Here is a 20,760-nt window from a genome sequence, read left to right as displayed (position 1 = left end):
ATTACTTGCTGTGGGCAATCTCAGGCGTTGTCAGACGATCGTAGAAATCTACGCTCTTGTCTTTGTCTTCTGAATCGCGCAAAGCCATTGCCGAGCGCGGATGCTCATCGAGAATTCCTGTAATCATGTAAGGAATGATATAGCCCCATTCTTCTTTCTCGCGAAGAGGTATCATATATTTCTCAATCATATCGAGAACTGGACGCAGGTTGTATTTCGGGTTTTTAATCTCAGCTACTAGAAGCTCTGTGTTGCAGTTACCTGCAGCGCGGCCCATGCCGTATACGGAAGCATCCAGAAGCTCAACACCGTTCTCAGCAGCAATCAGCGTATTCGCGAACGCGAGCTGCATGTTGTTATGAGTATGAACACCAAGACGTTTGTTAGGCAGATGAGTACGGAACTTCTCAACCAAATAAGTGAAATCGCTTGGCTTCAGGCTGCCGTAAGAGTCAACGATGTACACGACATCAACGACGCTGTTCTTAATCAGCTCGAACGCTTCGATCAGCTGGTTCTCCATAACATTGGAGAGTGCCATGATGTTAAGTGTCGTCTCATAGCCACGGTCATGGAATACTTGTACCAGCTCAAGCGCTTTGTCTACATCTTGAATGTAGCAAGCAACGCGGATCAGATCAAGCAGGCTCTCGCTGCGTGGCAATATATCGTTCTCATCAACACGGCCGATATCTACAAGTGCAGACAGCTTCGTATTTCCTTTGTTCGGAATAATTTCTTTCAAGAAATTGTCATCCAGGAAGCGCCAAGGTCCTGCGGATTCGGCACCTTTCAGCAATTTAGGCGAGTTTTTGTAACCAATTTCCATATAGTCGACGCCGGCTTCATTCAGGCTTTTGTACAAATGCTGAACGAACTCGACACTGAAATCCCAGTTGTTTACTAGCCCGCCGTCACGGATCGTGCAGTCTACAATTTTACAATGGCTTGTTTTCGATGAATTCATGCGCTTGCTCCTTCTAGTCCTATGTCTCGTATTTTTATCTTCCATGATACTTGAAAAGCGGTCAGAACGCAAAGTATTTGTCGGGTTTTTGTCGATATATGGATGCTAAGACGCGCTGTCATTAGAACGAAGCATGTCCTCTGCATCGGATCGGAACGACCCGTGGAATTGGCTCACAAGAGCAATTTGCTTCTGCTCACCATTCACCTTCTCGAACACACGTCCTTCGGTATGCGACAGAACACCTAGAAACCTCTGCACAGTGGCTGCGGTAATCGATTCCGGATCATGCTGTATAAGCTTCTCATAGCTCAATCTGACCTCATCTAGCAGTCTGAATGTGTCATAATCGAATACCGGTGTGTTGTTTAACCCGAATATGTACATCGACAAATAGCTGTCCAAATAAAGCCGCTTGATCTCCTCGTACTCTGGAGAATCAGGATAATAACGCAAGAATGCTTCCGCCATAATCGTCCGCTCAGCCAGATCATCCCATGAGATAACCAGTCCGCCATCCTTAGCTGACATTTGATTAGATTCGACTGCCTTCAAATAAATGAAATCAATTAATGGCTCGGACAAATAGGTGCGGTAAATTTTTTGCATCTCGTAATCCACGATCGGATAGACAGAGCCTTCAACCTCAACAAGCTTGTATCCGCCGGAAAGCTTAGTCACGACGAGCTGGCGAATCGATTCATCACTAATAGCTGCTGCATTCGAAGAAGTAATCGGCGCAGGCAGCGCGAGCAGCGCTTCTTGAACATTGTTCTCAAAAAAAGCATCCTGAGTCGTTTGCTGATCGCTCTGGTAGAACGAATTCAAGTCCCGGATCATCATATCGGCGTTGTCCTGTCCCGCCTTGTTTATATTCTCATTAAGGAACGAGACGATGTCCGAGGCTTCCTTCGCTTCCTTAACTACGGTATGGAATTGCTTAATAAGACCATCTTGATTGTCATCCTCTTCGACAGCTGATACTTCAGCTTTGCGCGATTCGTCTGCCAGCTTGTTCTCGCTTACCTTGCTTCCGCATGCCGTACACACGAATAAGACACATATAGCAATCATCGTTAATCGGTGCATTCTGCTCTTTACTATAGGCCTATTCATGTCCACCCACCTTCCTCTTTGTATTATATGCCAGTTTGTCCATATCCATTAGACATTCCGGAACGAAACAAGTTGCGCAGCTGATCCTATAAAAAATAAAGGGGGTTTCCCATAAGTCATTAAAATGACTTTGGGACGCCCCCTTTTACTTGGGTTAAGCAGCAACCTACGCATTTGAATGTTCTTCCGATCGCCATTGCTCAGGGATTCCTTTGAATCAACGTGTCAAGGTAGGAATCCCTTCACAAAAGCGACCGCTGTCGCTTCTCCAGAATCATTCAAATTGCTCCGTTTGCCATTAACCGGTCAATTAAATGCGTAAATGACAAACAAAAAGATGCCATTCCTTATTAAAATGGAAGTGCGACCAACCACTAACAAAGGAGAGGCTTCTTTTGTACAAGGAATATACCATGGATCAGCTGTCTTTGCCAAAGGACTTGCAAGAAGACATTCCTCAAAATCATCTTGTTCGCGTCATCAACGACGCGGTCAATTGCTTAGATATGAACCTTTTTACCAAAGCCTATCCCGGTGGTGGCCGTCTCGTTAAATCGCAAAAGCGATATGCAGTGTCTCAAGCCACATTTGGACAAAATGAAAGCTACACTTGGTCAACCGGGAACGATCATTACAGATGCAGGTTATGGGAGCGAGGAAAACTACACTTATCTGGAGTCTGAAGAACAACGGGCACTTGTGAAATATAATACCTATCACAAAAAAATGGGTCGTACGACGAGTTGGAAGACACTTGGACCTGTGCAGCAGGACAAAAACTCAATAAAGGTCAGCCTGGAGGTCGGGCGGCTTTCCTTTGCCTATAATTTGCCAAATAAAGAAGTGAAAGACCAAAATTGCAAAATAGCGATGCAGGGGTAGTGTCCTGCGTCGCTATTTTTATGCATTTTCAATCTTTAGTTGTTTATGCGAGCCTTTTCCTTAGCGAGCAAACCCCTTTTGAGACGGCCCGTTGCATCCTCGTTATATCACTAGCTCAGGCTCATAATGTCCGGAGCGCGCAACCTTAGTCGATAAATATTTCTCATTATAGACCGAAGCATCGCCCCATAATGGCACACGCTTCAAGATATTCATGCCAGCTTCACGCAATGCTTCTACTTTACGCGGGTTATTGGTAATAATGGATACGGGCTCTGTTCTAAGGAGACGCAGCACTTGTATAGCCTCTCCATAGTCGCGGGCATCCTCAGGGAAGCCGAGCTCCAGATTCGCATCAACTGTATCCAACCCCTCTTCTTGGAGCAGATAAGCCATTGCCTTACTGAACAGACCTATGCCCCGACCTTCATGATTGGCCAAATAGAACAATGCTCCAGTACCATGCTCGGTAATCATCTTCATCGATTGCTTGAGCTGGTAACCGCAGTCGCAGCGCTGACTTCCAAAAATATCACCTGTATGGCATATGCTGTGCATACGAATAAGGGCTTCGTGCTCAAACGCGAAGTCGCCATACACTAGCACGCTAGATTGCTGCATTTCGGCATATTGAACAGCATTCAGCTTGCTGAGAAGCTCCTCTATCGATTGATCACTGCCCTTCTCTGTACGAAGCCAGCTGTACCATTGGAATATTTTCGTCTCCCCATCAAGATCAACTGGAAGCTGAATTGGACCCACAACATGTATTTGATCGTTGTTGCCGCTGCCTTCAACCGTTTTTATTTTGTTTTTCAGAATAGATATGATCTGCTCATTCATACAAACTTCACCTTCTTAACCGAATATTATTTAGAATTGTAGAGAAAGATTGCTTAAAGTCCCCATTGCGTAGCTGCGATGAATAATTTGAACATCTGAATCTGGGTTGGCACTGCCATAAGCGACATACAAGGGAACGAAATGTTCGGCTCTTGGAACAGCTGCTCTTGCGTTAGGAGCCAAGGAGTCATATTGGAATAGCGAAGGGAGATCTCCTTCACTAAGCTTTTCAATTAGCCAGTCATCGAACTGGACCGCCCATGGCTCGGCCTCTTTCTGCCCCCAATTCACAGCCCGCAGGTTGTGGACAGTAACGCCACTGCCAATTACTAATATATTGCGGTTTCCGAGTTCGCGCAACGCTAATCCAATTTTATAATGCTCCTCCACTGAACGATAAGGGTTCACAGAAACCTGGACAATAGGCACATCTGCCTTCGGGAACATATGCTTCAGCATCGTCCATGAGCCATGATCAAGTCCTCTCTCCGTGTCGAATGCGGAAGGAATTCCACTTGCTCCAAGCAGATGACCGACCAGAGCCGCTACCTCCGTCGAGCCTTTGGCAGGATATTTCACCTGGTAGAGCTCATCGGGAAAACCATAGAAATCATATATCGTCTCATATACATCGTCTTTTGAGCTAATCGTTGTAATATCTGTTTCCCAATGTGCCGTAAATATAACGACCGCATCCGGTTGGAGCTGTGCTGCAGTTGAAGCAAGAAAAGCTGTATATTCATTCTGCTCGATAGCCAGCATCGGTGAGCCATGCGCTAAGAATAAAGGGTTCATAGGTGTACCTCCTGAATATTAAGGTTACTAATAGTAACTGATTATATATTAATAAACAAGTGACGTCAAGTTAACGGATATACAAAAGTGTGGTTGTATATATTCTATATTAAGGATATAATGTTGAGGAAATCAAAAGAGGTGATAGCAATGGAGCAGTCTAACCTTTGTCCACGCCTGCAAAAGGGAATGGACATGATAGGTAAACGGTGGATGGGCTTAATCATCTATCAACTGTTGTCCGGACCACAGCGGTTCTCAGAAGTTCAAGCCGCCCTTCCTATTAGCGGCAGACTCTTATCCGAACGATTCAAAGACCTTGAGAACGAAGGGATTGTAACGAGAGCCGTGTATCCTGACATTCCCGTTCGTATAGAATATTCGTTAACGGAGAAAGGCCGAGCACTGGAGCCTGTCGTAAGAGAGATTCAGAAATGGTCACAGGATTGGATAGAGCCTACCTTTTTCCAATAATCCATACACAATAAACCACAACAGAACCTTAAGCAGGAGCTGCCTGCTAGTCATAATGACTAGCAGGCAGCTCCTTGTCTATTTGTAAACACTCCATTCCAATAGCCTTGCGGATTTATTGTCATATAGCATCATCTGTCTAGCACTCTCAAACTAGCAGACACATATGAATATACTATCAATATCCACTAGTGATAGATGTCGATATGCTAGTCAACGGCAGAGAGGAGGAATGACATTGATTACAGTCATTATCATTAGTCTAGCGGGGATCGCTTCCTATTGGCTTCTTAAGCCTGCTGGAGAATATGTACAGCAGCCCGTTGTCCAAATATCGGTAAAAGCAGCTACACGATATAATCGAGATCTCATCGAACCTACTGGGCCGTCTGCCGTTAACGAATAGCCGGCAGCAGGAATAAGACCGAATTCGAGGTGATAAAATTTTGTTGCATTCTACTGCAGCTACGCTAACCATCTTTGCCTTTCTTTTTACCATTCTACTCATTCTTTGGCGTCCCAAGGGCGTGAACGAGGCGATACCTGCAACCTTTGGTGCAATTGTCGTTCTCATTAGCGGTACGGTCTCGCTATCTGATCTGGCACAGATCAGTGCTACGGTCAGCGGGGCTGCTATTACAATAATGGCGACCATTGTTATGGCAATCGTTCTTGAGAGCTTCGGATTTTTTGTATGGGCAGCCGAAGGATTAGCGATGAGAGCCCGCGGCTCCGGTATCCGATTATTCTGGTACGTCAATCTATTATGTTTTCTCATGACTCTCTTCTTCAACAACGACGGCAGCATCCTTATTACGACACCGATTCTACTAATTATGCTCAAACATATGGGACTCAAAAACCATCAAAAAATTCCGTACCTCCTATCCGGTGCTCTAATCGCCACCGCGTCGAGCGCTCCTATCGGTGTCAGCAATATCGTCAACCTAATCGCACTCAAAATCGTTGGTATGGATCTGTACATGCATACGATCATGATGTTCGTCCCCGCCACACTCGGCCTGCTGTTTCTCGTTACCGCACTATTCCTCGTACTCTATCGCCAGCTTCCTAAGAAAGTGCCAACCAACATCACTATCCCCGCCTACAAGCCAGGCCAGCATCCCTTAAGCAGTGAGCCCTGGCAAGGCAGCAAGCATACTAACCGCTTCATGCAATCTATTCTATTGTTTGTATTTGCTGTTCGAATTAGTCTGTTCGGCGCTTCTTATCTGCAAATTCCGATCGAGTGGATCGCCATTCTCGGATCGTTATTGCTGCTAAGCTGGCGATGGGTGTATTTGAAAATATCGCCGAAAGACATTATTGGCAAAATCCCTTGGTATATTCTTATTTTCGCCTTCGCTATGTATATCATTATCTATGGCTTGAACAACATCGGACTGACCAATCAGCTTGTCACACTGTTCCGTCCGCTTGTCTCTGGTGATCTGATGAACGCCAGTCTCTTAATGGGTGCTCTGCTCTCCTTCATGTCCAGCATATTCAATAATCATCCTGCACTCATGATCGGAACGCTCACACTCACTCAGATGGGACTAGATCCTTTAACCTTGAAAATTTCCTATCTTGCCAGCGTAATCGGGAGTGATATCGGCGCCTTGCTGCTGCCAATAGGTACTCTTGCTTCATTAATTTGGATGCACATTCTTAAGCAATATAAAGTGAAAATCAGCTGGAAGGACTATATCAAGGTAACGATCCTCGTCATTCCGCCTACAGTCGTCTTCACCCTTGTTCTTCTAGCTGTATGGGTCTCCCTGATTTATCCATCACATTAGCTAGGAGGTTAATCTATGAAGCTATTCCATGATTATATTGGCAAGGAGGTATTCATCGAGCTGCTGGGGAGCGGCAGGCATTCCGGCATCCTCCTTGAAGCTGGCTCCAGCACCACCGTTCTTGCTCAAGACAATAAATATATGTATATGGCCACTGAGCATATTCAATACGTAGAGCTTACGAACAGCACTACCTCAGCAGCCTTCACTGTGCCCGCTAGAAAACACCCTCCTGACATGCCGTTCAAGAAGGTGTTGAGCAATTCCCTCGGCATTCCTGCACAAATTCAACTAGAACGCCATTTAACGATGCATGGCCAGGTTACTGCTGTGTATGACGATTACTTCACATTCACCACATTCTTACACGGCAGACACTTCATCCCCTTCACTCATCTCAAATCTATTAGTCCTATAACGGGGAAAAAGGAATGGATCACCACTTCGGCTGACAACCAACGATCCGAAGCTAACCCAGCAGATCTCCCTCTCACCTTTCAAGGTCTACTGCTAACTGCCCAAGGCAAGCTTGTATCACTAGATTACGGTCTCACTCCAGAGAAAAATGGACTACTCCTCGAGATCAATGATTCTTTCTTGAAGCTGCTGACTGCGGACAACAAACAGCTCCATATCAATATGAAGCATATCAAATGCTTCAGTGCCGCAATCTACTAAGCCAGCATTACCTTATCTCTCGGCTGCTATTAGCACATCCATATGCCTTCCTTTGCGCAATAACCTCTGAATGATGTTCCCGCCCGGCAACCACGGAGAACGACTGGATTGACCGATAATGATCTGTGTAGCCTTCACCTTATTAGCGGAAGCCAGCAGTGCTTCAGCAATGCCACTGCGACTACTTGAATCCGAGCTTTCGAATGTACCACCCATCCGACTGACGAGGGCCTGCAGTGAGCTGCGTCTGCTCACTAGTCCCTCACTTAGCGGGTTGCCATCATGCACATAATGAACGTACCAATCCGCCTTCAATCGATAAGCTATGCGGAAGCCCCTTCTAATAAGCCTCTCGGCTGCATTTGTACGAATATTGATGCCCACGAATATCACCTCGCGTCTGCGCAGCGGCCCTCGCAGCGACTGATTCCGATCCCATGCCTCCAGTCTTTCATCGACATCGTCAGCAATTTCGCGCAGCGCCAGCTCACGAAGGGCAATCAAATTGCCTGTGGTAAAAAAAGCGCCAAGTGCCTGCTCTACTTTATCTCGAGCATAAATCTTGCCATCACGCATTCGCTGCTGAAGCATTTGCGGGGTCACATCAATCAGCTCTACCTCATCTGCGAGTCTCAGCAGGGCATCGGGAACCGTTTCCCTTACCCTCACGCCAGTTAGCCCTTCTACAGCATCATTCAAGCTCTCCAGATGCTGCACATTCACCGTGGATATGACCGTTATTCCATGCTCTAGAATTCGGATCACATCCTCATATCTTTTCTTGCGACTGCTGCCAGGCATATTTGTATGCGCGAGCTCATCCACGAGCACAACGTCTGGATTAAGACGAATAATGGTCTCCGTATCCATCTCAGCAAGAGAAGTCCCCTGATAGGTGAACGTATGACGAGGAATGAGTGGCAGAGCACCGACCTGATCCGCCGTTTCCTGCCTTCCGTGTGTCTCAAGCAGTCCAATGACTACTTGTATGCCCTTGCTCAGCAGCTCATTTCCTTCCCGCAGCATCGTATAAGTCTTCCCCACACCCGGTGAAGCTCCAATATACACCTTGAAGGTTCCTCTGCGAATCGTCTGCACTCTGCGTTCAAGCTCCTCCGCATTAAGTCTTCGGAACCATTCACGCTCCTCCTCATGCCTCTGCTTGACGGGCAATATACGTTCCCCATCATGCTCAGCAGAATCGGCCATAAGGAACAGATCAATTCCCTTCATGGAACGAAGCGCTTTATCTGCAATGGAGCCTTGCCAGAGCTGCTTCAACCGGCTCTGCTTCGAATGCCCCATCACGATGCGGGTTGCATGATGCTCATAAGCGTATCTCACCAGAGCCGAAGGCAGCTGCCGGCGGCTAATGAAGGGCAGTTCATAGAACTGCCCTTCGACCTTTTCAACCAGCTTCACAATGGACCTCTTGAAGCTCAGCTGCTCTTGCGACAGCGGCTTCTTCGGATTGTTGAAAGAGAGGACGACCAGATCACCATTCAGTCGCTTGGCTATCTGCTGTCCTCTTCTTACATAAAGTGAGCCATTCCAATGGTATTGTGCCGCGACGAGAATTCGCTCAGCAGTGCCGGAGGGCCCCGCCATGCCAAGCTCCTCGCGATGCTTCTCCAGTGATTCGTTCACACCCTCAGCAACAAGCCGAAGAGAAAGCTCTCGCAGCACCCCAAGATTGCCCTTCTTCGATATAGCAGGATGTGGACGTTCGCCCAAAACCCCCTGCTCCACCCGCTTCAGCATCGTTTCAGGAGAGACATCAATGAGCCGCACTTCATCCGCCATCTCAAGCGTCTCAGCTGGCACGGTCTCCTCCGCCTGAATTCCTGTCCATTTCAACGCGATTTCATGAGCGCCTTCAAGCTCATAGACGTTGATCGTCGTCATTACATTAATGCCATGCTCCAACAAATAGATGATATCCTGCAAGCGAGTGGCATGCAGCGCCCCTTGCCGATTGCGGTGAGCTAGACCATCAACAAGAACAACCTCCGGGTTACGCAGGAGCAGCGCATCCAGATTCAGATCCTTCTGCGTCACTCCTTTTTTAACCCAGTGAATGCTTGGCACCCGTTCCAGCTCCCCCGCCTGCTTAACCGTCTCCGGTCTTTGCAGCGTCGATACTCCGCATAACACGACATCTACGCCTTGAGCAGCTAGCTGTACACCTTCTTGCAGCATATGATAGGTTTTTCCTGTACCGCTTACGGCACCTATAATAATTTTGAGCTTGCCTCTATGCAGCTTGGAGATGGACAGCAGTATTTCTTCAGGCGTTTTTCGTCGATAATGCACCACTCGCTCACCTTCTCTCCATAGCCTTAATTATTCAGACAGACGCTTCTGCAGCTGCACATTCAGCTCTAGTACATTCACTCGCGGTTCTCCGAACAATCCTAGATCCCTGCTCGCCGTATTCGCATTCACCATCTCCTGCAGCTCACTTGTCGACAGACCTGTCAGCTTGCTAATTCGCGGAATTTGCACAACAGCCGATTGCGGAGTAATATGCGGATCAAGTCCAGAGCCTGAGTTCGTTAGGAGTGCTATCGGCACCTTAGCTGCAGGCACATCTGGATTAGCCAGCTTCCAAGCGTCTATCGACTCCTCCATTCTCTCCAGCAGGGCCGGGTTAGATGGCGCAAAGTTGTTAGAGCCCGAGCCGGCCGCGTTATAATCAATGCTCGATACACGACCATGGAAGTACATGGGATCCGTGAAGCTCTGTCCAATTAATTCCGAGCCTATCACATTTCCCTCACTATCCTTAATTAGACTTCCGTTAGCCGCATGGGGGAAGAGCAGCTGGGCTGCTCCGGTGCTGACTAGCGGATAGATGATGCCACATACAACGATAAACACTAGACTTGCGCGTATAGCAATCCAGAGCACAGCTCCTATAGATGATTCTTTTTGTTCGACAGCTGTCGTATTCATAACACGACCATCCCTTCTTCTTCCTTCTAATGGTTACACCCACAAATGAACAGCCAGATCAATCAGCTTGATGCCTATGAACGGAGCAATAATGCCGCCTAGTCCGTAGATGAGCAAATTACGGCTTAAGAGGCGTGATCCGCTCATTGGCTTATAAGCCACACCCTTCATCGCAAGCGGAATGAGCAGCGGTATAATAACGGCATTGAATATAAGGGCTGACAATATGGCGGAGTACGGAGAGCCCAGCTTCATTATATTAAGAACATTCATCTCCGGAATAACAACCATGAACATCGCCGGTATAATGGCAAAATATTTGGCTACATCGTTCGCAATACTGAATGTCGTAAGGGCACCACGTGTCATGAGCAGCTGCTTGCCAATAGCCACCACTTCTATAATTTTGGATGGATCGGAGTCCAGATCGACCATATTGGCCGCTTCCTTCGCTGCGATCGTACCGCTATTCATTGCTATTCCGACATCCGCCTGAGCAAGTGCAGGAGCATCATTCGTTCCATCGCCTGTCATCGCAACGAGCTTACCCTCCGCTTGTTCACGGCGGATAACGGCTATTTTATCCTCTGGCGTACTCTCAGCAATATAACCGTCCACCCCTGCCTCCTTAGCTATCGTCGCTGCAGTTAGGGGATTGTCGCCTGTACACATAATCGTCTTAATCCCCATCTCCCGGAGCTGCTCGAACCGCTCTTTCATCCCCGGCTTAACGGTATCCTTCAAATAAATAAGACCGAATATCTTATTGTCTACTGCAACAGCGAGCGGAGTACCACCGAGTGAAGAAATGATATTACCCTTCTCCTCCAGATCATCCGGAATAATGCCTCCCTGAGCAGCAACCCATTTGCGCACAGCATCTACTGAGCCTTTGCGAACCTCGCGGCCATCTGCAAGATTGATACCACTCATTCTCGTCTCTGCTCTAAATTCCACGAATTCACCAGCCTCCGCAAGCGTTGGCTCATAGCTCAGCTCGTTTCTTCGCATCCAATCCAAGACTGAACGCCCTTCCGGCGTCTCATCCCGGAGTGAGCTAATGGCTGACCATGCCGCCAAATCCTCCTTGCTCACCTTATCAACAGGAATAAGCTCGCTTGCCATCCGATTGCCGAATGTTATCGTACCGGTCTTATCCAGAATGAGCGTATTAATATCACCTGCAGCCTCTACCGCTTTACCAGACATCGCGAGTATATTGAATTGTGTCACACGATCCATGCCAGCTACACCTATAGCTGACAGCAGACCGCCAATGGTCGTAGGTATAAGGCAGACCAGCAGCGCGATAAGCACGGGAATCTCAAGCTTAATGTTTACGAAATTCGCGATAGGACCGAGTGTAACAACTACGATAAGGAAAATGAGTGTCAAGCTGGTCAGAAGCGTCGACAGCGCGATTTCATTCGGCGTTTTTTGACGTTTGGCTCCTTCAACCAGCGAGATCATTCGATCGATAAACGATTGGCCGGGATCACTTGTAATTCGTACTTTAACGGAGTCGCTAACGACCCTTGTTCCACCCGTTACCGAGCTGAAGTCACCCCCTGCTTCCTTAATGACCGGAGCTGACTCTCCTGTAATAGCCGATTCATCTACAGAGGCAAGACCCTCGATCACTTCACCATCACCGGGGATCATCTCTCCTTGCGAGATGACAACGATATCTCCTTTACGCAGCTCTGTCGAGGGCACTATGCTTACTCCGTCTGCTGTCACGAGATTCGCCATTACCTCCTGCTTCGTTTTCTTCAGCGAGTCCGCCTGTGCCTTGCCCCTGCCCTCAGCCAGTGCCTCAGCAAAGCCCGCGAATAATACAGTGAGCAGCAATATAACAAATACAGTGAAATTGAAGGCGACTCGATCCTCAGAATGGAAGTAGGCTGGAAAAACCGTCATAAGCAGAACTAGGAACGTCCCTACTTCAACGACGAACATGACCGGATTCTTCATCATCAGCGCCGGATTAAGCTTCACGAAGCTTGCTTTTATCGCGTGATTAATCACGTCTGAGGTCAGACTTTTATTTCTATTTCTATTTGAGCTAGTTGAACCATTCATATCGCTTCACCTCATCCATTAGCGGAGTGTCAAATGTTCAGCAATCGGACCAAGTACGACCGCCGGTAAAAAGGTTAATGCACCAATTAATAGGACCGTCCCAATCAGCAGGCCGGTGAATAGAGTATTGTCAGTACGGAATGTCCCGATCGTCTCCGGAACCGGCTGCTTGCGCAATAGGGAGCCTGCAACAGCCAGCATAGCAATTATCGATATATATCTGCCGGAGAGCATGACCAGTCCCGTGCTTATATTCCAGAATGGCGTATTATCTGCAAGTCCCTCGAATCCAGAGCCATTGTTCGCTGCTGATGACGTATACTCATAGAGCACTTGGGAAATACCGTGGTAGCCGGGATTCGTAATGCCCGCCTGCCCCGCGTCTGTTAGCAGCGCAAGCGCAGTCGGGGCGAGAATGATGAGCGGATGCGTCAAGATCGCGATGGCGATCAGCTTCATCTCTCGCGGCTCGATTTTGCGGCCCAGAAATTCCGGCGTTCGCCCTACCATCAACCCGCATATAAATACAGCCAATATGGCGTACATCAGCATATTGATTAAGCCAACACCTTTGCCCCCGAACACGACATTCAGCATCATTTCGGCTAGCGGCACCAAGCCGCCAAGCGGGGTTAGCGTATCATGCATGTTATTGACCGTTCCTGTCGTAGCCGCCGCCGTAACCGTTGTGAACAATGTCGATTGCGCAATGCCGAAGCGCACCTCTTTTCCCTCCATACTGCCCTGCGAAGCGTCTATTCCCAGCTCATTCATGACAGGATTGCCGTTTTTCTCCGACACGTATGCCATACTCAGAAAGACGAGGAATAAGCACATCATAGCTGAGAAAATGACCCATCCTTGCTTCTTATTGCGGGCAAACAAGCCGAATGTATACGGAAGTGCAGCAGGCAGCGCCCACATGGACAGGATCTCAATGACATTCGTTATCGGACTCGGATTCTCGAACGGATGCGCAGAGTTGACACCGAAGAAGCCGCCTCCGTTGGTTCCAAGATGCTTAACCGATTCGAGCGATGCTACAGGTCCGATCGCAATCTGCTGCACAGCACCCTCGAACGTCTTAATGGACAGCGTAGGATCTAGTGTCTGAGGCACTTGCAGCATGACCAGCACAAGTGTAAAACACAGCGATAACGGTAAAAAAATCCGGGTATGCGCTTTGACAAAATCCTGGAAGAAGTTCCCGATCGTCTGTCCTTTGCTCGTTATCCCTCTAATGAATGCGATAGCCACTGAGAAGCCGGTAGCTGCCGAGGTGAACATCATCATCATAATGACAATCATCTGTGCGAAGTAGCTCAGCGCGCTCTCACCGCTGTAATGCTGCAGATTCGTATTTGTCATGAAGCTAATAACCGTGTTGAAGGTTAATGTAGGCTCCATATTGTCTATCCCGTTCGGATTGAGCGGCAGCGCTCGCTGCAAGCGAAGAATAAGGTAGCTAACCGCAACTAGAACGATATTCGTCAGCACGAAGCTGAGCGCATATTTGCGCCAGCTCATGCCTGCCGCATGCTTCAATCCGATAAGCTTGAAGATTAGCTTCTCAACTGGCCCGAAAACCTTGTCTGTCCGATTAGCCTCATTCGAGAATACATGAAAGACATATTTGCCGAGCGGCTTGACCAGTATGAGAAGAACGGCCACAACGACCGCCATTTGTACAATATCCATGGGTTAACCTCCTAGAACTTCTCCGGATTAATCAGTGCATACGCAAGATATAGGAATAAGATCACTGTGACAGCAATAATGACAATCATTCATGAGCTCCTCCCGACTGTTCGATCGTATGACTGCACCAGCGCACAAAACTGCCGACTATTGCAAAACAAGCGGCCAAGCTTGCTATCATATATATATCCGTCACCTTAGTGACCTCCTCTTATAGATGCTGTTCATCCCTGTTGCCCGCGTTCTCGCAATAGAAAGCCTACCTCTGCTGCGCGCGTATAAATGACATGATTGGCACCAAGCCCCGTATAGATAGCTCGCGGATTCCAATGCTGGGTAATGATATAGACAGGCTTCAATGTCCAGGGCCTGCAGCATCGAACATAGCGACAGCTCAGTGCCAAGCTGATTTCAAAAATGTAAACCTCTCCTACCCGCACCTCCGGCATGCTCCAGCTATCCGAATCATTCGTATTCACTAGAAGGACTGCATGAGCACCTGCTTGTCGCAGCCGCTTCTCCTCCTGTCTATTATTCGTCAGAACCAGATAGGGAAGCTGTAATACATTCAACTGCCGGATGAAGGACATAGAGGCCTCATTCCAGCCAGCCACGATCAACCATTCCTCCCCCAACCTATTACCTCCATAATTTCAATATTTTTGGAGAAAAAGACAACAAAAAAGAAGCCTGGGGAGCAGAGGTGCTTCTCCCGCGGCTTCTTCTGTCATGAGTCTAGCTAATCATCGTTATCACCGTCCTATGACGGCGTGGCGACGTTCAGCGTCCAGCGATATGCCTGACAATAAGACTGTGCTGCATCTTATATCGACGTATTGCTGAACAACCCCATAATCGGATTGGCTCGCGACGAATGTCGCCTCTCTCAATAACGCTTACGAGGTTAGCTGTCGGATTCGGGCGTGAGAGTCGCCCTACGCTTGGCTGCAAGCCAAGCGATTCACCCCATGAGCAAGACATGCTCGCTCGGTTGGTTCCCCCGTTCCCGCATCCAGCGGGACTCAGCGATAAATCTGTTATGCTGCGCGGCAGCAGCAAGTCTTCATGCATAGCCGCGATAAAACCACAGATGTGGCTCCTATTCATCCATTACTAGCTTCATCATTCCTCTCTCCATCTAGGCTTACGAGGTTAGCTGTCGGATTCGGACGGTGAGAGTCGCCCTACTTGGCCGGAAATCCATGGTTCCCCGGTCCAAGATTCACCCCCGCGGCAACCGTCCTCGACTCTCACATCGAATTCGGATCCGCTATGCAGATTGCTCTGCCTGGTTTCCCCGCTCTCCGTCATTCAGACGGAAACTCAGCCCTATTGCTGGAGGCAGCGACAGCGTGTCGCACCTTCCCAATTGGTAACATTTAACGTAACCACGCTTCGAATCATACTCCCATGCCCCAATTGATGTAAAGCGAAGCCGCATCTCGAATACGACGAAAAAAGATGCATGCAGCTTGTTTAACAACGCTTACACTAATAATTATCTCTAGAATACTCTCAATTTCTCTTTATTTCTTCGTTTTACATAAAAAGTGTAAATCCTGAGCATAAGCGAGCATTCTCACGAATATACAGGTTTTATTGGCACAAACACCGATATAATATCCTTTTTGACGAAAAAAAGGCTGAAAACGAGAGATTTAAGGTTTACAAAACTTTTGTATCGGTTTAAGATAGACGGCAAGCCATAATTGGCTATTTAATAATCGCTGAATTCTTGTATGCAAGAAGCGGGGGAACCAACGCGGAGGATAATCCTTATCTGTAGGGAAATCTGACGCAAGGGGTGAATCCAGCACTACCCAAAGTGCTGGTAGGGAAGCTCTCTATCCCGAATCCGACAGCTAACTCCGTAAGCGAACATGAGGAGAGAATAATATGATAACGTCTCACAATGCTGCATCCTTGAGCGATGCTCAGCAGCAGGTTCCCCTGCAAGTAACCCATATTGAGTTATTTATTATTCCTTCTTTGGACATTGATGCAGCTGGCTGCAGAGCTTGCATGCGAGTGACATCGAATCAAGGTGTAGGCTGGGGCGAGCAATTTATCGCCGAGCAAGAACGTCCCTCCGATTGGGGAGCATGGAGCTCCGCCGTGCCTCATTTCATCGGCAGCATCCAGAACACAGCGACCGAAGCTCCAGCTGAGGAGCATACACAGCATAAAAACAAGCATTTGCACCAATTATTCGCCGATGCTATCCATTATTTAAGAAGCTTGCCTACTCAGCATCAGCAAGCCGAGCAGATGAGAGATGAAGTCGTATTGATTAATCGTTCTATTTTTTACTTATCCTTATATTAGAACAGGGCAAAAGCTGGGTAACCGTCACTACTTGTGAACGGCTGCCCAGCTTTTGTCTGTACGGATTATTATTCTGTTACAGCAGCAGGCCGCTGCTTCGCTTTGTCAGATTCCCCGCTATTCCGATTCGCTTCATCGCGATTGCTCTGCATTTCTTCCACTGTCTTCACCTTCAGCCTTGCTGCGCCTTCATAATCTCTTGTCGGCAGCAGAGGACCTGTCGTCAGACGCTCTTTGGCAGCTGCAATGGCTTCTGCATATTGTGGAAGCCACTGCTCCTGAGCTACGAGCATCTCATCGACCATCTGCCATATTTCGTTAGGATTGCACACAGCACCGACAAGCGGGTCCATCATCATCGCCTGGCGAAGCAGCTGATCATCACCATGCACAGCAGCCTCTACAGCAAGGCGCTGAACCGAGATGCTGACATTGCACACCGCTGCTGGGCCGAGCGGCAATTCACCCACATGCGGCATACTGATGCCATTGCGGTCTGCATAGCCTGGTGCCTCAATAATAGCATCAGCGGGAAGGTTGGAGATTACGCCATTGTTCACAACATTGAAGTGTCCACGGTAGACACGCCCTGTCTCCAGCCCTTCAATAATATAAGAGCCATGCTCATGTCCGCGTTCCTCCGCCGTATACGCGAACGCCGGGTCCTTCATCCAGTTCGGGAAATCCGTCTCGAACCAATTCCGTCCTTCTGTACATACGCGCAAATAGCCGCCGGTCTCCCCGTTGATCCACGATCCCAAATCAATCCAATCCTTGATTTCCTCCGGACGCTTACGATACCAAGGCACATATTCGCTCAGATGACCGTTCGATTCTGTGCTGTAGTAGCCGAAGCGCTTCAGCATATCTATACGAACCTTCTCCGTCTTGCTGAATTCCGGATGCTTCTCGAACGCTTCCAGCAGCTTGCCCGTCATATCTTCGCCATTATGCTTAATCTGAACGTACCAAGTCTGATGGTTAATGCCTGCGCATATGATGTCGACCTCTTCCTGCTTCAGGCCGAATGCTTCGGCAATCTGCCAGTGACCGCCTTGAACGCCGTGGCAGAGCCCAATCGTACGTACTCCTCCATATTTGTTACAGGCCCAAGTGAGCATAGCCATCGGATTGGCATAATTCATCAGCAGACAATTAGGTTCTGCAACCTCGCGGATATCTTTGCAAATAGTAAGCATCTCCGCTATGCCTCGTTGACCATACATAATGCCGCCAGCACAGATCGTATCCCCTACGCATTGGTCAATCCCATATTTGAGCGGGATATCCACATCGGTTTTGAACGCCTCAAGGCCGCCAATGCGAACCGTAACGAATATATATCTGGCATTCTGAAGAGCTTCTCTTCTATCTGTCGTCGCTTGAATGCGGATATTCAGCCCATTTTCTTCTATGTCCCGTTGGCAGAGTCGAGACACCATCTCCAGATTATGGAAGTTAATATCATGAAAGGCTACCTCAATATCCCTGAATTCCGGTACCGTCAACAAATCCCGCAGCAGCCCTCTAGTAAACCCAATACTTCCTGCTCCAACAAACGCAATTTTGAACGACATCCTCACCAGCGCCTCCTCGATTACTGTTTCTTCAAGACCGAAACTTAACCATATTGTAGCACCAGCAAGGAATAAAACGTTTCCAACATTGTGACCAGAATAGACGAAGAATGTATAAAATACTAACTTTATTCCTCCATCAGTCTTCCCTCGGCTTGCTTCTGTCCACCTCTTTCAGGACCGATTGACGATAGGATTTCGGTGTTGCTCCTGTATATCGTTTGAACAGCGTGCTGAAATATTGCCGGCTATTCACGCCGACATAACTGCATATTTCAATTACCGGAATATCCGTCTGCTCCAGCAGCATCCGAGCTTTCTCCATACGCAGGCGCGTCAAATAATCCATCATCGTACAGCCCATTCCTGCCTTGAATATGCGGTGCAAATAGCCGGGATGCAGGCTTATTGCCGCTGCTATCTCTTTTACTTGAATATCGCAGTCATAATGATGATGAATATATTCGACGCTCTGCTTCACATATTGGTCAGCTGAATATGGAATAGAGTGAACAGCCTCCTCTGCCAGCCTGCCGATTCGAATCAATAGCTGAGATAGCTGAAGCTGCACCATTAGCCCGTCTCCTACTGTGCGGTTATCAAGCTCTAGCACGAGGGATTTCAGCGTGTGATACACCTCGCTCGGATCGCTGAGCAGCAGATAGGAATGCTTCATCTCGAACAGGGCACGAAGCGCATGATCGGACGACGCAAGCTCCCCTAGTGAGGGAAAGACAGCTGCAGAACGCGGTACGAAGTTGAACTCCACATTCAGCATCCGGCAGGGCCTGTCGGCTTCAACAATTAAGCGATGCTCCACGTAGGCGTCGATGAGTATAAAGCTTCCCTTCTCCATCGAGATGGCCGCTTCTAGCGTCTCTACTACACATTTGCCGCTAATGACGTACATGATTTCCACCTCGCGATGCGAATGGTACGCCATCTCAAAGCCATCCCATTGCTTGAAGTAATAGGCTGCCACGCGTGGGTGCATATCTGCCTCCGACAGCCTGCCGTGAAATACCCCTATCCCTTCCATCTTCCTCCCCCTCTAGCTTGGCAGCAGCCTCTCGTCCTTGGTGAACCACAGCTTATAGCTAATCTGGCTCAGCACCATAGCCGTCATCGCCGCTGATGACGCAAGCACGAACATAATGAGAATCTGATAGCGTACGGCCTCAATCGGATCAGCGCCTGCTACAATCATGCCCGTCATCATCCCCGGAAGCTGAACGAGACCAACCGTCTTCATTCCATCCAGTGTCGGAATCATACTGGAACGCACGGAGCGCTTAACCGAGCCGTGAATCGCCTGCTTCACCGCAGCGCCAAGGGCTAGCAGCGTCTCAATCTCTCCCCTTGCTGTCTCCAGCTCCCGCTTCATCTGGTTCAAGAAGAGGCCGCTAACGACCATCGAGCTGCCGATGACAATGCCGCTGACCGGGATGATGTACTGCGGTGATTTTTCAATAATGCCTAACCCTAGCAGAAGAGCCATCGTCAGCGCCTCGGTACTTGCAAGGGCGATGGCAATTCGAAGCCTAATGCCTCGGATATGCTTCGCCCGGGAGCCTGCATTCCATGATGCAACTACAATCATACAGACAATAATAGTCACAATAAATAACGGATGGCTCGTCTCGAATACAAAATGCAGCACATAACCGATGAACAACAGCTGCAGAGCCGATCTAACCGTTCCTATTGCTATTTCCTTCTCAAGGCCGAGCTTCTTCTTAATCGAGACGAAGATGGTTACAACTACAAAGACTAACGTACAGATCAAAGCGAGGTTACTCATGCAGAGCCTCCTCACTGATAGACTGACTATTCACGAAATTACAAGCCTCTTCAGTCGTTGGACTGTGAAAAAAGACATCGCTGGCACTTGCTTCTAACAGCTGTCCCTTCGCCATAAACCATACTTGGCTGCTTACTGTCCTAGCTTGCTCCAAATCATGTGTAATCCAGACCAATGATGTGCCTTCCTGCATCGCCCAGTCATTCATGAACTGCTCTACAGCATGCTTGCTGCCAGGATCGAGTGAGGAGGTTACCTCGTCAAGCAGCAGTATAGCGGGACGCAGAAGCAGCGACCTGACAAGCGCCAGCCGCTGCTTCTCACCGCCGGATAAATCAGCGGCTGATTTGCCAGGCTCCACATGTGCCAAACCAAAAGCCGACATACAGTGTCTTGCGAGAGACTCGTCGTATGGAAGACCATGAAGCACGCTCACTATTCGCAGGTTGTCCTCTACACTGCCTGGCAGCATGACCGGAGACTGCGCGACATAGCTTACTTTTGCACGCCAATTCTGGGGCTTCCATTTCTCTGATGCTCGGCCATCAAGCACCAGCTCGCCATCATCTTTGCTATCCAGCAAAGCGACTATTCGCAGCAGTGTGCTTTTCCCTTGCCCTGAGGCTCCCAAGAGAGCGATCCGATCTCCAGCGTTAACAACAGCCGATACATCAGCGAACAAGCGTTGTTCAGGCTGATTATGCCTATTCTTCGTTACATGATCCAGACGTAATATTGTAGACAAGATGCTGCCCCCTTGCTGTG

21 protein-coding genes, 1 pseudogene and 3 riboswitches are annotated in these 20,760 nt (G+C 48.4%); of the genes and pseudogenes, 7 read left to right on the top strand and 15 right to left on the bottom strand.

Features of this window, described 5'->3' with window-relative positions:
* Position 1: 1 nt before the first annotated feature.
* Together AC6ESP_RS00295 and AC6ESP_RS00290 are read right to left on the bottom strand one after the other, a co-directional pair.
* A complete protein-coding gene (locus AC6ESP_RS00295) occupies positions 2-967 on the bottom strand; it encodes an aldolase catalytic domain-containing protein (protein ID WP_497094671.1) in 966 nt (321 codons plus the stop codon).
* A gap of 105 nt (positions 968-1,072) precedes the next feature.
* Positions 1,073-2,083, bottom strand: a complete 1,011-nt coding sequence (locus AC6ESP_RS00290) for a hypothetical protein (protein WP_497094670.1) — start codon at positions 2,081-2,083, stop codon at positions 1,073-1,075.
* A 395-nt stretch (positions 2,084-2,478) separates the two neighbouring features.
* On the opposite strand from AC6ESP_RS00290, the pseudogene AC6ESP_RS00285 reads away from it, so the two are divergent.
* Both AC6ESP_RS00285 and AC6ESP_RS00280 read left to right on the top strand, forming a co-directional pair.
* Positions 2,479-2,628: pseudogene (locus tag AC6ESP_RS00285) on the top strand (IS5/IS1182 family transposase); the annotation flags it as partial.
* 52 nt (positions 2,629-2,680) lie between these two features.
* Positions 2,681-2,965 carry a hypothetical protein gene (locus AC6ESP_RS00280; protein WP_497094990.1) on the top strand — a complete coding sequence of 95 codons (285 nt, stop codon included), beginning with the start codon at positions 2,681-2,683 and terminating at the stop codon, positions 2,963-2,965.
* A 102-nt stretch (positions 2,966-3,067) separates the two neighbouring features.
* Here the strand turns inward: AC6ESP_RS00280 and AC6ESP_RS00275 are convergent, their stop codons facing one another.
* Positions 3,068-3,808 carry a GTP cyclohydrolase II gene (locus AC6ESP_RS00275; RefSeq protein WP_497094669.1) on the bottom strand — a complete coding sequence of 247 codons (741 nt, stop codon included), beginning with the start codon at positions 3,806-3,808 and terminating at the stop codon, positions 3,068-3,070.
* A 30-nt stretch (positions 3,809-3,838) separates the two neighbouring features.
* On the bottom strand, positions 3,839-4,603 hold the full coding sequence (locus AC6ESP_RS00270; RefSeq protein WP_497094668.1) for a dioxygenase family protein: 765 nt from the start codon (positions 4,601-4,603) through the stop codon (positions 3,839-3,841).
* 150 nt (positions 4,604-4,753) lie between these two features.
* On the opposite strand from AC6ESP_RS00270, the gene AC6ESP_RS00265 reads away from it, so the two are divergent.
* The 4 genes from AC6ESP_RS00265 to AC6ESP_RS00250 all read left to right on the top strand — a co-directional run bounded on the left by AC6ESP_RS00265 (position 4,754) and on the right by AC6ESP_RS00250 (position 7,557).
* Positions 4,754-5,077, top strand: coding sequence for a winged helix-turn-helix transcriptional regulator (locus AC6ESP_RS00265; protein ID WP_497094667.1), 324 nt, complete (start codon positions 4,754-4,756; stop codon positions 5,075-5,077).
* Between the two features lie 238 nt (positions 5,078-5,315).
* Positions 5,316-5,483, top strand: a complete 168-nt coding sequence (locus tag AC6ESP_RS00260) for a hypothetical protein (protein ID WP_497094666.1) — start codon at positions 5,316-5,318, stop codon at positions 5,481-5,483.
* A 37-nt stretch (positions 5,484-5,520) separates the two neighbouring features.
* On the top strand, positions 5,521-6,879 hold the full coding sequence (locus tag AC6ESP_RS00255) for an arsenic transporter (RefSeq protein ID WP_497094989.1): 1,359 nt from the start codon (positions 5,521-5,523) through the stop codon (positions 6,877-6,879).
* A 15-nt stretch (positions 6,880-6,894) separates the two neighbouring features.
* Positions 6,895-7,557, top strand: a complete 663-nt coding sequence (locus AC6ESP_RS00250) for a YwrJ family protein (protein WP_497094665.1) — start codon at positions 6,895-6,897, stop codon at positions 7,555-7,557.
* Between the two features lie 12 nt (positions 7,558-7,569).
* On the opposite strand, the gene AC6ESP_RS00245 is transcribed toward AC6ESP_RS00250, so the two are convergent.
* The 7 genes from AC6ESP_RS00245 to AC6ESP_RS00215 all read right to left on the bottom strand — a co-directional run bounded on the left by AC6ESP_RS00245 (position 7,570) and on the right by AC6ESP_RS00215 (position 15,182).
* Entirely contained in the window at positions 7,570-9,873 is a 2,304-nt protein-coding gene (locus AC6ESP_RS00245; RefSeq protein ID WP_497094664.1) for a histidine kinase, read from the bottom strand.
* Positions 9,874-9,900: 27 nt separating this feature from the next.
* On the bottom strand, positions 9,901-10,512 hold the full coding sequence (gene kdpC, locus AC6ESP_RS00240; RefSeq protein ID WP_497094663.1) for a potassium-transporting ATPase subunit KdpC: 612 nt from the start codon (positions 10,510-10,512) through the stop codon (positions 9,901-9,903).
* Between the two features lie 33 nt (positions 10,513-10,545).
* Positions 10,546-12,594: a potassium-transporting ATPase subunit KdpB gene (kdpB, locus tag AC6ESP_RS00235; RefSeq protein ID WP_497094662.1), complete on the bottom strand. Its 2,049-nt coding sequence runs from the start codon at positions 12,592-12,594 to the stop codon at positions 10,546-10,548.
* Positions 12,595-12,612: 18 nt separating this feature from the next.
* Positions 12,613-14,292: a potassium-transporting ATPase subunit KdpA gene (gene kdpA, locus AC6ESP_RS00230; RefSeq protein ID WP_497094661.1), complete on the bottom strand. Its 1,680-nt coding sequence runs from the start codon at positions 14,290-14,292 to the stop codon at positions 12,613-12,615.
* Positions 14,293-14,303: 11 nt separating this feature from the next.
* Positions 14,304-14,381 (bottom strand): K(+)-transporting ATPase subunit F, encoded by a 78-nt coding sequence (kdpF, locus tag AC6ESP_RS00225; RefSeq protein ID WP_497094988.1) that lies wholly within the window; start codon positions 14,379-14,381, stop codon positions 14,304-14,306.
* 135 nt (positions 14,382-14,516) lie between these two features.
* Entirely contained in the window at positions 14,517-14,927 is a 411-nt protein-coding gene (locus AC6ESP_RS00220; RefSeq protein ID WP_497094660.1) for a hypothetical protein, read from the bottom strand.
* 117 nt (positions 14,928-15,044) lie between these two features.
* On the bottom strand, positions 15,045-15,182 hold the full coding sequence (locus AC6ESP_RS00215) for a hypothetical protein (protein WP_497094659.1): 138 nt from the start codon (positions 15,180-15,182) through the stop codon (positions 15,045-15,047).
* Positions 15,171-15,330, bottom strand: a riboswitch (cyclic di-AMP (ydaO/yuaA leader). Its footprint overlaps the gene before it by 12 nt.
* 88 nt (positions 15,331-15,418) lie before the next feature.
* Positions 15,419-15,631, bottom strand: a riboswitch (cyclic di-AMP (ydaO/yuaA leader).
* Positions 15,632-16,007: 376 nt separating this feature from the next.
* Positions 16,008-16,184, top strand: a riboswitch (cyclic di-AMP (ydaO/yuaA leader).
* A 4-nt stretch (positions 16,185-16,188) separates the two neighbouring features.
* Between AC6ESP_RS00215 and AC6ESP_RS00210 the strand changes: the two genes are divergently transcribed.
* Positions 16,189-16,617, top strand: coding sequence for a hypothetical protein (locus AC6ESP_RS00210; RefSeq protein WP_497094658.1), 429 nt, complete (start codon positions 16,189-16,191; stop codon positions 16,615-16,617).
* A 68-nt stretch (positions 16,618-16,685) separates the two neighbouring features.
* Here the strand turns inward: AC6ESP_RS00210 and AC6ESP_RS00205 are convergent, their stop codons facing one another.
* The 4 genes from AC6ESP_RS00205 to AC6ESP_RS00190 form a co-directional block, all read right to left on the bottom strand.
* Complete coding sequence (locus tag AC6ESP_RS00205; RefSeq protein WP_497094657.1) at positions 16,686-18,194, bottom strand: alpha-glucosidase/alpha-galactosidase; 1,509 nt, start codon at positions 18,192-18,194, stop codon at positions 16,686-16,688.
* Positions 18,195-18,333: 139 nt separating this feature from the next.
* Positions 18,334-19,233, bottom strand: a complete 900-nt coding sequence (locus tag AC6ESP_RS00200) for an AraC family transcriptional regulator (protein WP_497094656.1) — start codon at positions 19,231-19,233, stop codon at positions 18,334-18,336.
* 12 nt (positions 19,234-19,245) lie between these two features.
* Positions 19,246-19,995: an ABC transporter permease gene (locus AC6ESP_RS00195; protein WP_497094655.1), complete on the bottom strand. Its 750-nt coding sequence runs from the start codon at positions 19,993-19,995 to the stop codon at positions 19,246-19,248.
* Positions 19,988-20,740 (bottom strand): ABC transporter ATP-binding protein, encoded by a 753-nt coding sequence (locus AC6ESP_RS00190; protein WP_497094654.1) that lies wholly within the window; start codon positions 20,738-20,740, stop codon positions 19,988-19,990. The genes AC6ESP_RS00195 and AC6ESP_RS00190 overlap by 8 nt, the downstream gene beginning before the upstream one ends.
* Between the last annotated feature and the right edge of the window lie 20 nt (positions 20,741-20,760).

It is taken from the genome of Paenibacillus xinjiangensis, assembly GCF_059686975.1.
The sequence above is the reverse complement of the archived record's forward strand: the minus strand, read 5'-3'. Positions and strand labels throughout refer to the sequence as shown.